This is a genomic window from Enterobacter sp. kpr-6 (assembly GCF_900116015.1).
Taxonomy (GTDB): Bacteria; Pseudomonadota; Gammaproteobacteria; order Enterobacterales; family Enterobacteriaceae; genus Enterobacter_D.
Map to the genome: position 1 here is coordinate 321,206 of NZ_FOYH01000004.1, position 14,872 is coordinate 336,077.

The 14,872-nt window shown below is 55.3% G+C and carries 11 protein-coding genes; 2 read left to right on the top strand and 9 right to left on the bottom strand.

Translation table 11 applies throughout. The annotated features are described in order from the left end of the window. Nucleotides 1-10 precede the first annotated feature (10 nt). The 9 genes from BM373_RS13105 to thpR form a co-directional block, all read right to left on the bottom strand. The gene (locus BM373_RS13105) at nt 11-619 is read right to left on the bottom strand and encodes a fimbrial protein (RefSeq protein WP_090462086.1); all 609 of its coding nucleotides are present in this window, start codon (nt 617-619) and stop codon (nt 11-13) included. Then, nucleotides 620-3,241 carry an outer membrane usher protein gene (locus BM373_RS13110; protein WP_090462087.1) on the bottom strand — a complete coding sequence of 874 codons (2,622 nt, stop codon included), beginning with the start codon at nt 3,239-3,241 and terminating at the stop codon, nt 620-622. It abuts the gene before it with no gap. A 17-nt stretch (nt 3,242-3,258) separates the two neighbouring features. After that, entirely contained in the window at nt 3,259-4,005 is a 747-nt protein-coding gene (locus tag BM373_RS13115; RefSeq protein ID WP_090462202.1) for a fimbrial chaperone, read from the bottom strand. An 82-nt stretch (nt 4,006-4,087) separates the two neighbouring features. Further along, nucleotides 4,088-4,693, bottom strand: a complete 606-nt coding sequence (locus tag BM373_RS13120; RefSeq protein WP_090462089.1) for a fimbrial protein — start codon at nt 4,691-4,693, stop codon at nt 4,088-4,090. Nucleotides 4,694-5,195: 502 nt separating this feature from the next. Next, entirely contained in the window at nt 5,196-6,593 is a 1,398-nt protein-coding gene (pcnB, locus tag BM373_RS13125; protein WP_143102661.1) for a polynucleotide adenylyltransferase PcnB, read from the bottom strand. 55 nt (nt 6,594-6,648) lie between these two features. After that, on the bottom strand, nt 6,649-7,545 hold the full coding sequence (gene gluQRS / locus BM373_RS13130) for a tRNA glutamyl-Q(34) synthetase GluQRS (RefSeq protein WP_090462093.1): 897 nt from the start codon (nt 7,543-7,545) through the stop codon (nt 6,649-6,651). 68 nt (nt 7,546-7,613) lie between these two features. Continuing rightward, nucleotides 7,614-8,069, bottom strand: coding sequence for an RNA polymerase-binding protein DksA (gene dksA / locus BM373_RS13135; protein ID WP_090462094.1), 456 nt, complete (start codon nt 8,067-8,069; stop codon nt 7,614-7,616). A gap of 176 nt (nt 8,070-8,245) precedes the next feature. Beyond that, nucleotides 8,246-8,950, bottom strand: a complete 705-nt coding sequence (gene sfsA, locus BM373_RS13140) for a DNA/RNA nuclease SfsA (RefSeq protein WP_090462096.1) — start codon at nt 8,948-8,950, stop codon at nt 8,246-8,248. 10 nt (nt 8,951-8,960) lie between these two features. Further along, nucleotides 8,961-9,491, bottom strand: a complete 531-nt coding sequence (gene thpR, locus BM373_RS13145) for an RNA 2',3'-cyclic phosphodiesterase (protein WP_090462098.1) — start codon at nt 9,489-9,491, stop codon at nt 8,961-8,963. A 77-nt stretch (nt 9,492-9,568) separates the two neighbouring features. On the opposite strand from thpR, the gene hrpB reads away from it, so the two are divergent. Beyond that, a complete protein-coding gene (hrpB, locus tag BM373_RS13150; protein ID WP_090462100.1) occupies nt 9,569-11,998 on the top strand; it encodes an ATP-dependent helicase HrpB in 2,430 nt (809 codons plus the stop codon). 299 nt (nt 11,999-12,297) lie between these two features. Next, entirely contained in the window at nt 12,298-14,808 is a 2,511-nt protein-coding gene (gene mrcB / locus BM373_RS13155; protein ID WP_090462102.1) for a bifunctional glycosyl transferase/transpeptidase, read from the top strand. Nucleotides 14,809-14,872 lie beyond the last annotated feature (64 nt).

A 14,872-nucleotide genomic window follows, 5' to 3' on the forward strand; every position in this document is an offset into this window, starting at 1 on the left:
TTCCCTCCGGTTATCGATAATCAAAATTGAACACTACCTGCGCGGCAAATTTGCCTTTCCCACCCTGATTCGCCGCGGTTTCAGCCAGTTGCGCCGTCAGCCAGACGCCGTTACTGATTTCCGTCAGGCTGTAGCGGAAGGCGTCGGGTTGGGTGTTAAATTTCAGCCAGGTTTTACTGGCATCATCACGCAGGTAAAACCCCACGGCGATATTGGCCGCGCCGCTGCTGTCGGTGATGCGGTTGAGCACCAGTTCGCCCGCGCTGTTTAGCGTATTGCGGGTGGTGAGGGTAATTCCCACGTCGTTGAGATTGCTGCTGCACTGCTGGCGGGCGTCGTCACGCAGGATCAGTTTGAAATCGCTTTTTGCCAGCCCGCTTTTTATCGCGTTGAGCGTGGTTTCACCCTGGGCGTTGCCCAGCGTCAGCGTGTACTTATCGCCACCGTTATCGATGATCTGCGCGCCTTCGATGACCACCGTGCAGGTGGGCATAATGACGTTGGCGGTGTAATAGATATCGATGCTGTCGACGCCTATGGTTTTTTCCTCTTTCCCGGCCAGCGCCGGGGTTGCCGTCAGCAGGCTGAGGGCCGCCAGCACGCAGGTAAGTCCTCTCATTTACGCGCCTCCCGCCATCTGGCACACGACGTGGCTCAGAATGATCGACTTGTTCACTTTGAGCGGGTCTGCGGGAACCTGATAATTCGCCACACAGCGCTCGTTTGCCGCATCACCCCAGCGAATGGTTAGCGTGCCCGCCTCTTTTATGCCGCGCACAAAAGCCTGACCGCCCTGGCCGACATTGCCGATGTGCGTCTGTTTTTCGTCATACACTTCGGCGCTGAAAGGCAGCGGCTGGTTATCACTGCGCGCGATGTTGATGACGGCGGAGCGGCCTTCATCGGTTTCGAAATTGAGCAGCATGACGGAGCCCTGGCGGGGGATGACCATGCCGCTGGTGTTTTTCAGCTCGATGTCGTTTTCCATTGAAAAGGTGTTAATCGACACGCTGTTTTCGCGGTAGGGCGAGAGCGAGGACGCGACGCCGTAGCCCCAGCGGTCAATCTGATTGCTGCCGGAACTGATACGCGCGCCTTTCGCCCCCGGCGCTTTAATCACAGCCAGCGTATCCGCATCGTTAAAACTGTTGTTACTGAAGGTCAGGCCGCCGCTGTGCAGCACAAAGCCACCGTCGGTGCTGAGAGAGTACTGGCGCGAATGGTTACTGGAGGCGGTTGCCGATCCCGCCAGGGTGCCAACCGGTGATTCCCATGAGAGGAACCCGCCGGTGGTGGAGAGATCTTCGCCTTCTTTCGCCACGTTGTAGCTGGTGTTCAGGCCGTAGCTCCACTCACCGTTTTCGGTGTTTCCACTGCTGCTGAGCATCATCTGGTGGGTGCCATTGAGATCGCTGCCTGCGGTCACTTCCACCGAGCGGAAGCCGGATCGCACGGTTTCCTGGTTATGACTGAATATGCTGAAGGGGATGCTGACGCTCAGGCTGATGCTGTCGTTGCTTTCGCCCCACATGTCATAGCTGCGCATCATGTTGACGCTGTAGCTGACCTCGTTCCAGGTGTTGTTATAGCCGAGCGAGTAATCATGCGAGGTGCCGTCCTCTCCCCAGTAATCGGACCAGGAGGCATTGGCGTAAAGCGATCCCCAGGCGTTATCGTCACTGCCTAACGGCTGGCTGATATTGATGTTAAAGCGGTTGCGCAGGCGCTGGTAATTACTGATGTTTTGTTCATCGTCCGTGTCCGGGTGGTTTGCTTTATCGATCAGCCGCACCGCGTCATTCAGTCCCAGATAATTGCGCGTTGAGTAGCGGTAGGCCGCAAGTGAAATCGACGTGCTGGTTTCCGGGATCATCGTTGACCAGGAGAGGCGATAGCTCTGCCCGCTGTAGGTCGAATCATTGGGGATGTCGGTGCGCGAGTGGGTAACGTCCACAGAAAATGCGCCCACTGGCGTGTTGATCCCAAGGCCAAGCATACCCGCCAGATAATGATTGTCGGTCGCCTGTATCCCCGTATAGCCGGTGAAATAGTTGTTCAGGCCGTAGTAAACCGTGCCCTGCACGACGTTGGGTTCCTCGTGCAGATCGTCATTACTGACCCGCCCGGCTGCCAGATCCCAGCGTGCGACGCCCGGACGCATCATTTGCGCCACGCTGTTATAGGGAATGCTGAATGATTTTTTCGAGCCGTCCGCTTCTTCGATGGTCACGTAAATATCGTTGCCGTAGCCGGAGGGGGCAAAATCGTCGAGGGCAAACGGGCCGGGCGGTACGGTCGTTTCATAAATGGTATAGCCGCCCTGACTGATAGTGACTTTCGCATTGCTGTACGCGACGCCGCGCACAACCGGCGCGTAATTGCTCAGGGTAGGGGGCAGCATCCGCGAGTCGCTGTAAAAACGTGCGCCTTTAATATTGATGGAGTCGAAGGTTTCACCCGTAGTCCAGGTTTCACCCAGCACCAGTTGCGAGCGAAGAGAGGGAAAATCCCGCTGCAAATAGCGGTTCTGAAATTCAAACTTGCCGGCATCGCTGTCGGTGGCGGACCAGGAACCGTTGCTGCGCAAACGCCACGCGCCCAGATTTGCGCCCATAACAAGACTGGCATAATAGCTGGTGCTATTTTGCTGGTCGTATTCGCTGCGCCAGGCGTTAGCATTATAAGAAAGCATGGCCGCATTAATGCCGTTTTCCCACAGCGTGGGATCGACATAATTGCGGTATTTTTTTAATTGCCAGGCCTGCGGAACGGTGATTTTCAACTGACGATCGCCACTGTCAAAATGTATGCGGGCCTCCGGGATCATGGCCGCCAGATCCAGACAGTTCTCTTCTGCGTCAGATTGTTTTTTCAAAATAAAATCTTCATCAAGGGCGTTACCCGGCAGGCGAATATAAAACTGCGCCATATTTTTCGTCGTCAGGCAGGGCTGGGCGCTTTTGCCATCAATATCAATAAAGGTAATGTCCATCTGGCCCATGGGTTCGTCATTAACCCAGACTTTTACCTGAAAGGTGCCTGCCTGGGCCGGGTTGCCCTCGGCATAGCGGCTAAGATCCAGGCCCGCGGACTGGCTGCCCATTAAAAATCCATTATCGAAAACGATTTTTTCAGCATCATCACTGGCAGCATAAACGGAGGAATGAATAATCGATGAAAGCGTGACGGCCAGTAATGTTTTGTTTAACCCTGCGGTGAGTGAAATCCTTTTTACTCGCATGGTATGAAATTATCCTTTTATAATACGACGTTACCTTTTATTAATCCGCCATAGTCATTTATCGCGTTATAGTCGAGGCGCGAGCCGGACGGGATCGTATTTAAACCTTCAACGGAGAACGTGCTCTGGCTAAATGGACGCACCATATCCACCTTCACATCATATTTTTTTCCCTGCACGGTGAGCGTTGCGGAAGAATATGAAACATGGAACGGGCTATTATTTGCGGCCTGCAAGCCTGCTTTTCCGCTTTCTCTGACAGCCGACCATTTTATTTTTTCAATGGCGCTGGCAGACGCCAGGTCACCGCCAATGCCTTCCGGTCGCCAGAAGAATTTAATGCGCGTTCTGAAGGCCATTTGCAGGATGCTGGCGTCCTGGCGCTGCGCGTCGGAGGGCTTAGGCGGAACCTCCAGCGCGTTAAACCAGAAGACGCTTTCGCGATCTTTAGGCAGCGCCTGGCTTCCCGTGTAGACAAAGGTGACGGTCTGCCCGCGCTTAGGATCGAGACGCGAAATAGGCGGCGTGATGGTGAAGGGCACCACAATTTTGCTGGGGTCCTCATTCTTATCGCCGGTATCCATCCAGGTCTGAAGTAACAGCGGACTTCTTCCCCGGTTTTCGATTCGGACATCAACGTTTTTACTGTTTTCTTTATAAATAATGCGCGTGGTGGCAATAACGATTTCTGCCTGAGCCTGCTGGCAAATAAACATGCCCGCCAGGGCAAATCCTAAAAGCTTTAAGTGTGATTTTAAATACATAATAATGTCGTGATTAAAGAGACTGGAATGGATAACAAACTTTTTCAGTTTGTTATCCACGGGTTAATTTAAAAAATAATAATTACTGATATTCAACGGTGTACTGCGTCATGGTATCAACGACCCCTGCTTTGGCATCTTTCGGATCTGTGGTTCCTTGAGCCAGAATATAAGAGGCCTGCATATCAAAGAGTGCCATTTCGTCTTTGAATTTAGAGGCCAGCAGTGTTGAGCCGACAGCAACCTGCGTTGTTTCAGTATCCGCACGGTGAATAGCGATGCTAACGTTTTCGGCGGCAACGGCATTACCCTGATAGGTGTTTTTCAGCGTTCCCTGAGTATCCTGAACGGGGGAGGAAAGTGCCAGGGTGACATCCGTTTCATCATCGACACTATTACCTGTACAGTCCACTTTAATCTGGAATTTTTCCGGGCCAGCGCCGGGTTGAGATGTATTTAAAGTGGTAAGCGTTGACTTAAGCGTGGTCGGCAAAATAATGGTGCCGTCTTTGTCGTAAGTTTTTTCGCCGCTGCTGTTATTATTACCCTTATCAATGACTGATACTTTACAGGTTGCTTCCGTAACCTGACCGTTAAACGTAATTTTACCGCTTTCTTTGGCCGCAAAAGCAGAGTTTGCGGACACTGTGAGTATGGCAATGAGTACAGCATGAGAGACATGTTTCACAGGAATATCCTTATAATAGAAAATATGAATAAAACTTTATAATCCATTCATCCGAATGAAGCGTAATCATCATAGGTGACGAGGAAAAAAATGTGAAATAGGAGGGCTGAATGTCAAATCATTATATATAGATGTGGATTATAGTATGCGTTTTGAAACAGTTTTGATGCGGATTTTCTTATGTTTTATTTTCGATGGAAAAAGTGATTTTGGTTGTAAGTGATTGATTGATTGTTTTTTATTTTTATTTTGTGAATTTCTTAGCTTGTTGAATTATTTATTAAATATAATATATTTATAATGATTCTTGTGCTCTTTTAAAAATTTTTCATGCAAAAATAAATAATTCTAACAAGGTGTGTGACAGGCGATTATTTCAAAAGATTACATCTCAATATAGAATGTAAGGTTTTATTTTGTTTTGCAGGGGATTTAAATGCGCCAGGTAACGTTAATATTACCTGGCGAAATAACAAAGGAAAAATACAGGACGATTAGGCTGTTACGCGTTGCTCTCACGGCGCGGGGCGCGTTTACGCGGGCGACGATGACGGCGGCGTTCCGGTTCTTCATCCAGCACGTCCAGCATCCCTTTCTGAGCCGGTGGCGCGGAAACCTGGAATTCACCCCACCACTGCGCAAGGCGTTGCAGTTCGTGGTTGTTTTCGGCTTCGGCACGCAGCGCCAGCAGATCGTACGCAGCGCGGAATTTAGGATGCTCCATCAGCTTCCATGCGCGTTTACCCTGACGGCGCGACATACGCAACTGCAACTGCCAGATGTCACGTACCAGCGACGTAATGCGTTTAGGGATCGCCAGCGTGCGGCACGCTTCGTCCAGCACATCATTCATGGCCAGCGCAAACGCATCGTGATAGGTCAGCCCGCTTTCCTGAGCAATTCGCTGCGCGGTTTCCAGTTGCGGATACCACAGCATAGTGGCAAACAGGAATGCCGGGTTAACGCGCATGTCGTTGTGAATGCGGTTATCGGTATTTTTTAGCACCTGGTCGATGATGCGCTCCATCGGCGTATCGCCACCTTCGGTGAAGTAACGGGTGATGGTCGGGAACAGCGGCTGGAACAGGCTGCATTCGCGCAGCAGCTTATAGGTTTCATACCCGTAGCCTGCCTGTAACAGTTTGAGCGACTCTTCAAACAGGCGTGCGGGCGGCACGTCGTTAATCAGGGTTGCCAGACGCGGGATCGGCTCGGCGGTTTCCGGGCTGATGGTCATACGCAGCTTGGCAGCAAAACGCACCGCGCGCAGCATACGCACCGGATCTTCGCGGTAGCGCGTTTCCGGAGTACCGATCAGGCGGATCACACCGTCTTCCAGATCGCGCATCCCACCCACATAATCACGCACCGTAAAATCAGCCACGCTGTAATAAAGGCTGTTGATGGTGAAATCGCGGCGCTGAGCGTCTTCTTCTATGGAACCGAAAATGTTATCACGCAGCAGCATACCGTTCTGGCCGCGCTGGGAGGTGGTGCGATCGGACGGTTGCTGATCGTCGTGATGACCACGGAAAGTGGCAACCTCGATGATTTCAGGACCGAACATCACATGTGCAAGGCGGAAACGACGGCCTACCAGACGGCAGTTGCGGAACAGCTTACGAACCTGATCCGGCGTGGCGTTGGTCGTGACGTCAAAATCTTTTGGCTTATTGCCCAGCAGAAGATCGCGCACCCCGCCGCCAACAAGGTATGCTTCATAGCCCGCTTTATTCAGGCGGTAGAGAACCTTGAGGGCATTTTCACTGATATCTTTGCGGGAAATCGTGTGCTGCTCACGCGGGATAACCGTCATACGTGGTTGGGCGATGACTTCTTCGGCCATGCTCTCCTCGCGGCTTAGCACCTTGCGGCAAAAATTAGCGACTCGGGTAAAAATAGTGCACCTCGGTTGTGTCAGTCTTCAGGACAAAAAAATAGCGGCTAATCATAGCTCAGCGCAGGGCATTTGAGAATGCCGGATTGCTGCTGGCTGTTTTCGGCACGCTCTGAAGGTGCCAGTTTTTTACCGCATGCTGGAGCAGGGCGTCTACAGAGAGATCCTGCCATTCACTTGTTACATCCTGATTTAAAAATTGTAAAGCACTGATAAGTATGGGACGCACATCGCCTTCCGGCAACGGCGGCGCGTGATTCTGCTTGGAGAGCTTTTCACCCCCGGCATTGCGCGCCAGCGGCAGGTGGATGTAACGCGGAGCCTGCCAGCCCAACTGCTGATACAGCGAAATTTGCCGCACGGTCGGTTCAATTAAATCGGCACCGCGCACGATTTCATTAACCCCCTGGAAATGATCGTCCACGACGACCGCCAGATTATAGGCAAATAACCCATCACGACGATGAATAATAAAATCTTCCTGCGCGGTCGCGGCATCGGCAACGACAGTGCCGTTAAGCAGGTCATCAAACCGGGTGACTGGATGGTGCTGACGCAGACGCAGCGCGGCGTTTTCCGGGCCAAGATGCAGCGTGCGGCAATGTCCATCGTAGATACCGCCGATGCTCTGAATGCGTGCACGGGTGCAGGTGCAGTAGTAGCAAAGATCCTGCTGCTGCAAGGTATGCAATACCTCACGATACGCGTCGTGACGCTGCGACTGCCATAGCACCTCGCCGTCCCATTGCAGGCCGTAATGTTCAAGTTGACGCAGAATGGTGCTGGCGGCACCGGGGACTTCACGCGGGGGATCGATATCTTCAATACGTACAAGCCAGGTTCCGGCATGGGCGCGAGCCTGAAGATAGCTGCCGAGCGCGGCAATCAGCGATCCAAAATGGAGTTCACCGGAAGGTGATGGCGCAAAGCGCCCAATATAATGTGATTCAGACATGGCGGCTGGCAAAAAAACAAGGCGGGAGAGACTCCCGCCAGAGGGAACAGAACGAAAGCGCTGGAGGGTTAACCCGCCATCTGTTTTTCGCGGATTTCTGCCAGTGTTTTGCAGTCAATGCACAGATCGGCAGTCGGACGCGCTTCAAGGCGACGAATCCCAATCTCCACACCGCATGACTCACAGAAACCGAAATCTTCGTCTTCCACTTTTTTCAGTGTTTTTTCGATCTTTTTAATCAGTTTACGCTCGCGGTCACGGTTACGCAGTTCGAGGCTGAATTCTTCTTCCTGAGCGGCACGATCGACCGGATCCGGGAAGTTTGCAGCTTCGTCCTGCATATGGGTGACGGTGCGATCGACTTCATCCCTAAGTTGATTACGCCACGCTTCAAGAATCTGCTTGAAGTGCGCCAGCTGGGCTTCGTTCATATACTCTTCGCCCGGCTTCTCCTGATAAGGCTCCACGCCAGCAATGGCGAGAATACTCAGGGACGATGTTTTACGGTTTTGCCCTTCTTGCATGTTGCTTCTCCTTAACACGCACTATCGATCCCCGTGTTCGGGGGAAAAATCAGGCCGCTATAAATAGCAGATGCTTTTCCGGATAGCAATTATCTAAACGTAACACTTGACAACCCTGTGAGGAAAAGCGTATTTGCGCACGTAGACCAGAACACTTTTTAGTCAGCCGCGGCCCGTTAAATTACAATAGGTAACGGCATCCTCAGAGTCATATTTTCGGCAGAAAGTTCCGCTTTGTAAGCCAGAATTTCTACCCCCTTTCGCTGAGCTTCCTTTAAAAGCTGTGCGTATTTAGCATCAATATGGCGTGCCGGAGAAAAACGTTCAATGGCTGAATGCAAAATAGCAAACAGCAGCACGGCCCGATCGCCTGAAGCCGCCACGCTCATTAACTCCCGCAGATGTTTTTGCCCGCGAAGCGTGACCGCATCAGGAAAATAGCCCTGCTCGTTTTCAGCGAGCGTGACTGATTTCACTTCAATATAGCAGTTGCGGCATCCTTCTGCCTGGAGCAGAAAATCAATGCGACTTTGCTCATCGCCATATTTCACTTCACTTTTCAAAGAGCTATAACCGGTAAGTCCCGGCAGGCGTTGTTCAATTATTGCTTCTTTCGCTAATATATTTGCACGTAAGGTATTTACACAAATTATTGCTCCCTGCTGCGTTTGCGTTAATTCCCAGGTGTGCGCATATTTGCGTTTAGGATTTTCTGATGTGGAATACCAGACGGTGTCTCCTGGCGTGGCACAACCGGTCATTGCTCCGGTATTTGGACAATGCAAAGTGAGCGTTTCACCGGTGGGAGTTACCACATCAGCGAGAAAGCGTTTATAGCGTTGAATTAAAAGGGCGGATTGGAGCGGTGGAGAAAACTGCATCTGTTCTTCCTTATTCGCCGAGCGTCCAGCGCTTCAGTGGCGTGTAGCGCGTGCGTCCCTGAATAAACTGCGATTCGTACAGCACAAATTCGTTAACGGTAAACGACCAGCGAAAGCCCGGCGGCGGGATCTTCACCGCCTGCCCGGCGTCGCGCAGCAGCGTAATATGCGGGTGAAAAGGCTGCGGGCTTTGATAACAGCCGCTGCGGGCGGCCTGCGAGCGCAGCAGGTTTGCCAGTTGCAGCAGTCCGCGCGGCGGCTGACGCGTACCGAGCCAGACCACCCGCGAGCGTAGCCACTGCCCGGCATCGTCAAGCGTCAGCGTAAACCCCGGCTGACGGATGCGTCCGGCCAGCTCGCACAGCGCACGCTGTTTTTCCTCGCTGACGTCCCCTAAAAATGCCAGCGTCAGGTGCAGATTTGCTGCGGCAATCGGGCGTCCGGCGTCCGGGGCAAACTGCGCGGCGCGCCAGTGGATCACTTCCTGCTGAATGGCGGCGGGAATGTCGACTGCGAAAAACAGCCTTTTTGCGTCTGACATAAGCGATACTCGGTAATGATTTCCGGCGATGCTACAATGCACGTCGATGAAATGAAAGTTAGCCCACTGGAGTCTTTGTGTCCTCTTTGCCGGTTGCCGCCGTACTGCCCGACCTTCTCGCCGCGCTAAAACGCGCCCCCCAGGTGTTACTCACCGCCCCCACGGGCGCGGGGAAATCCACCTGGCTGCCGCTGGAAATTCTCAGGCAGGGCGGGATCAGCGGGCGTATTTTACTGCTGGAGCCGCGCCGTCTTGCCGCCCGCAACGTCGCTCAACGGCTGGCTGAATTAATAAATGAAAAGCCCGGCGAAACGGTGGGCTACCGGATGCGCGCCGAAACCTGCGTCGGGCCGCACACCCGGCTGGAAGTAGTCACCGAAGGGATACTGACGCGGATGATCCAGCGCGATCCCGAACTCACCGGCGTCAGCCTTGTGATTCTCGATGAATTCCATGAGCGCAGCCTGCAGGCGGATCTGGCCCTGGCGCTGCTGCTTGATGTGCAATCCGGGCTGCGGGACGATCTTATCCTGCTGATTATGTCCGCGACGCTGGACAATGACCGCCTCTCGCGCCTGTTGCCTGACGCCCCGGTCATTACCTCTGAAGGACGCGCCTTCCCGGTTGAGCGGCGCTATCAGCCGCTACCGGCACATCAGCGTTTTGAGGAAGCGGTCGCCATGGCGACGGCGGAACTGCTGCGCGCCGAGCGCGGATCGCTGCTGCTGTTTCTGCCGGGCGTGGGCGAAATCCTGCGGGTGCAGGAGCATCTGGCGGCGCGCGTCGGCACAGATGTGCTGCTCTGCCCGCTGTATGGCGCATTGCCGCTTAACGAGCAGCGAAAGGGGATCCTGCCTGCACCAGAAGGCAAGCGCAAAGTGGTGCTGGCGACCAATATTGCGGAAACCAGTCTCACCATTGAAGGCATCCGGCTGGTGGTGGACTGCGCCCAGGAGCGCACCGCGCGGTTTGATCCGCGCACCGGGCTGACGCGGCTTATTACCCAGCGCATCAGCCAGGCCTCCATGACCCAGCGCGCGGGCCGCGCCGGGCGACTGGAACCGGGGATCTGCGTGCATCTGCTGGCAAAAGATCAGGCGGAGCGGGCGGCAGCGCAAAGCGAGCCGGAGATCCTGCAAAGCGATCTGTCCGGGCTGCTGCTGGAGCTTTTACAGTGGGGCTGCCAGGATCCCGCACAGCTGGCGTTTCTCGATGCGCCACCGGCGGTGAATCTGGCGGCGGCTAAAAGTTTATTAACTCAGTTGGGCGCGCTTGACGGGGATCGTCTGAGCGCGCGCGGGCAGAAAATGGCGCAACTGGGGGCCGATCCGCGTCTGAGTGCGATGCTCGTCGCGGCGCAAAATGCCGATGAAATCGCCACCGCGACCCGGCTGGCGGCGATCCTGGAGGAGCCGCCGCGCGGGGCCAACACCGATTTAAGCGTGGCGTTTTCCCGCACGCAGCCGCACTGGCAGCGCCGCAGCCAGCAACTGGCAAAACGCCTGAATGCACGGGCAGGCGAGGCGGACAGCGCCCTGATCCCCGGCTTACTCGCTAGTGCTTTTGCCGATCGCATTGCCCGCAGGCGCGGGCTGGAAGGGCGCTACCAACTGGCGAACGGCATGGGCGTGATGCTCGACCGTGACGACGCGCTGGGCCGCCACGAGTGGCTGATCGCGCCGCTCTTGCTTCAGGGCAGTAATACCCCGGATGCGCGGATTTTGCAGGCGCTGGCGCTGGATATTGACACGCTCATCGCCCATAAACCGGCATTGCTGCGCCAGAGTGATTCTGTGGAATGGGATGACGTGCAGGGCACGCTGAAAGCGTTTCGCCGCACGCAGATTGGCCAGTTGACGGTCAGCGTTAAACCGCTGGCAAAGCCGTCAGAAGAAGAACTGCATCAGGCGATGCTTAACGGCATTCGTGATAAAGGCTTACAGGTGCTGAACTGGACGCCGGAAGCAGAGCAGCTACGGCTGCGTCTGCACTGTGCGGCAAAATGGCTGCCGGAAGTGGAGTGGCCTGCGGTTGATGATGCCTCGCTTTTGGCTGCGCTTGAGCTATGGTTACTTCCCGAAATGCACGGCGTCCACTCGCTGCGGGCGCTAAAAGCGCTCAACGTCAGCCGGGCGCTGCAAAATTTACTGACGTGGTCATTACGGCAACGGCTGGATAGTGCGTTGCCGGAGCATTACACTGTGCCGACGGAAAGCCGGATTGCTATCCGTTACCACGAAGACAACGCCCCGGTTCTGGCGGTGAGAATGCAGGAGATGTTCGGTGAAGCGACGACCCCTGTTATTGCCGACGGACGTGTACCGCTGGTGCTGGAGCTGTTATCGCCTGCGCGACGACCGCTGCAAATCACCCGCGATCTCAGCGCCTTCTGGCAGGGCGCGTACCGTGAAGTACAAAAAGAGATGAAAGGGCGTTACCCCAAACACGTCTGGCCGGACGATCCGGCTAATACCGCGCCGACCCGGCGCACCAGGAAGTATTCGTAACGCGTGGGCTGAACCCCTCACCCTAACCCTCTCCCTAAGGGAGAGGGAATGGATCGAGCAGCGACTCGCCTTTCTCACTCTCCCTCGGGAGAGGGAATGGAGCGAGTAGGAACCCGCCTTTCTCCCTCTCCCTTTGGGAGAGAGAATGGAGCGAGCATGAACCTGCCTTTCTCCCTCTCCCTTTGGGAGAGGGCCGGGGTGAGGGGAAACCCCCACGATTTTGAGAGATTTCTTCTATCGGCCTGATGCCGAAGAACTGAGAATCGGGCCTTTGCGCCTGAATGTAGCGGAGAGAAAGCATGGCGGGGAATGACCGCGAACCTATTGGACGCAAAGGCCGACCAGCGCGTCCGGTAAAAGAGAAAGTAAGCCGTCGTCGTCCTCAGGAAGACGACTATGACGATTATGAGGATGACGAACCGATGCCGAAAAGCAAAAAAGGCAAAGGGCGTAAGCCTCGTGGCAAGCGTGGCTGGTTCTGGCTGCTGGTAAAAATCGCGATTGTCGGCATCCTGCTGATGGCGATGTACGGTCTTTATCTCGACCAGAAAATCCGCAGCCGTATTGATGGCAAAGTCTGGCAGTTGCCCGCCGCCGTGTATGGCCGGATGGTCAACCTTGAGCCGGACATGGCCATCAGCAAAAACGAGATGGTGAAGCTGCTCGAAGCAACGCAGTATCGCAAAGTGACGGCGATGACGCGGCCTGGCGAATTTACCGTGCAGGCGAACAGCATTGAGATGATCCGCCGTCCGTTCGACTTCCCCGACAGTAAAGAAGGGCAGGTGCGCGCGCGTCTGACGTTCAATGGCGATCGGCTGGACACTATCGAGAACATGGAGAGCAACCGCCAGTTCGGTTTCTTCCGTCTCGATCCGCGCCTGATCACCATGCTGTCGTCGCCAAACGGCGAACAGCGCCTGTTTGTGCCGCGTAATGGCTTCCCGGATCTGCTGGTGGATACGCTGCTGGCAACCGAAGACCGCCATTTCTACGAGCATGACGGGATCAGCTTCTACTCGATTGGTCGTGCGATGCTGGCGAACCTGACGGCAGGGCGCACGGTGCAGGGAGCGAGTACCCTCACTCAGCAGCTGGTGAAAAACCTGTTCCTGTCGAGCGAGCGCTCTTACTGGCGTAAGGCGAATGAAGCGTACATGGCGCTGATCATGGATGCGCGCTACAGCAAAGATCGCATCCTTGAACTCTATATGAACGAGGTCTATCTCGGTCAGAGCGGTGACAATGAAATTCGCGGCTTCCCGCTGGCGAGCCTGTACTATTTTGGCCGTCCGGTGGAAGAACTGAGCCTCGACCAGCAGGCGTTGCTGGTGGGCATGGTGAAAGGCGCGTCCATTTACAACCCGTGGCGTAACCCGAAACTGGCGCTGGAACGTCGTAACCTGGTCCTGCGTTTGCTGCAACAGCAGCAGGTAATCGATCAGGAGTTGTACGACATGCTGAGTGCCCGTCCGCTGGGCGTGCAGCCGCGTGGTGGGGTTATCTCTCCGCAGCCAGCGTTTATGCAGATGGTGCGCCAGGAGTTGCAGGCGAAGCTCGGCGATCAGGTGAAAGATCTCTCCGGCGTGAAGATCTTCACCACCTTTGATTCCGTGGCGCAGGACGCCGCCGAAAAAGCCGCTGTGGAAGGTATTCCGGCGCTGATCAAACAGCGCAAGCTCTCCGATCTGGAAACCGCGATGGTGGTGGTTGACCGCTTCAGCGGTGAAGTCCGTGCGATGGTCGGCGGTGCGACGCCGCAGTTCGCCGGGTACAACCGCGCGATGCAGGCGCGACGTTCGATTGGTTCCCTGGCGAAGCCGGCGACCTATCTGACCGCGCTGAGCCAGCCGAATCAGTACCGTCTGAACACCTGGATTGCCGATGCGCCGATTTCGCTGCGTCAGCCGAACGGCCAGGTCTGGTCGCCGCAGAACGACGATAAACGTTTTAGCGGTCAAGTGATGTTAGTGGATGCGCTGACGCGTTCAATGAACGTGCCGACGGTCAACCTGGGGATGGCGCTCGGCCTGCCCGCCGTGACCGACACCTGGCTGAAACTGGGTGTGCCGAAAGATCAACTTCATCCGGTGCCTTCCATGCTGTTAGGGGCGCTGAACCTGACGCCGGTAGAAGTGGCGCAGGCGTTCCAGACCATCGCCAGCGGCGGTAACCGTGCGACGCTTTCTTCACTACGTTCGGTGATCGCTGAAGACGGTAAAGTGCTGTATCAGAGCTTCCCGCAGGCGGAACGTGCTGTTCCGGCGCAGGCGGCCTATATGACGCTGTGGACGATGCAGCAGGTTATCCAGCGCGGTACCGGTCGCCAGCTTGGCGCGAAGTATCCGGGCCTGCATCTGGCGGGTAAAACCGGCACCACCAACAATAACGTGGATACCTGGTTTGCCGGTATCGACGGGCGTGAAGTGACGATCACCTGGGTGGGTCGCGACAATAACCAGCCGACGAAACTGTACGGTGCCAGCGGCGCGATGGCGATTTATCAGCGCTATCTGGCGAACCAGTCGCCTATTCCGCTGGATCTGACGCCGCCGGAAGATATCGTCGATATGAGCGTGGATGAGTCGGGCTACTTTATCTGTGGCGGCGGCGGAATGCGTACCGTGCCTGTCTGGACGACTAACCCGGATTCGCTGTGCCAGCAGGCACCGCCGCCTGCGGAAACGGGTAACCCGTTTGACCAGACACCGCAGCAGCAACCGCAACAACAGCAGCAACAGCCGCCGAAGCAGGAAGAGAAGAGCGACGGCGTCGCGGGCTGGATCAAGGATATGTTCGGCAGTAATTAATCTGCGTTCCCCCTCACCCTAACCCTCTCCCGCCGGGAGAGGGAACAGCCCGAGTGCGGACTCG

Bases quoted from the DNA above. Each gene is read 5' to 3' on its own strand.
- mrcB (WP_090462102.1), top strand. From the start codon at position 12,298: ATGGCGGGGAATGACCGCGAACCTATTGGACGCAAAGGCCGACCAGCG.
- BM373_RS13105 (WP_090462086.1), bottom strand. From the start codon at position 619: ATGAGAGGACTTACCTGCGTGCTGGCGGCCCTCAGCCTGCTGACGGCA.
- dksA (WP_090462094.1), bottom strand. From the start codon at position 8,069: ATGCAAGAAGGGCAAAACCGTAAAACATCGTCCCTGAGTATTCTCGCC.
- gluQRS (WP_090462093.1), bottom strand. From the start codon at position 7,545: ATGTCTGAATCACATTATATTGGGCGCTTTGCGCCATCACCTTCCGGT.
- BM373_RS13110 (WP_090462087.1), bottom strand. From the start codon at position 3,241: ATGCGAGTAAAAAGGATTTCACTCACCGCAGGGTTAAACAAAACATTA.
- thpR (WP_090462098.1), bottom strand. From the start codon at position 9,491: ATGTCAGACGCAAAAAGGCTGTTTTTCGCAGTCGACATTCCCGCCGCC.
- BM373_RS13115 (WP_090462202.1), bottom strand. From the start codon at position 4,005: ATGTATTTAAAATCACACTTAAAGCTTTTAGGATTTGCCCTGGCGGGC.
- sfsA (WP_090462096.1), bottom strand. From the start codon at position 8,950: ATGCAGTTTTCTCCACCGCTCCAATCCGCCCTTTTAATTCAACGCTAT.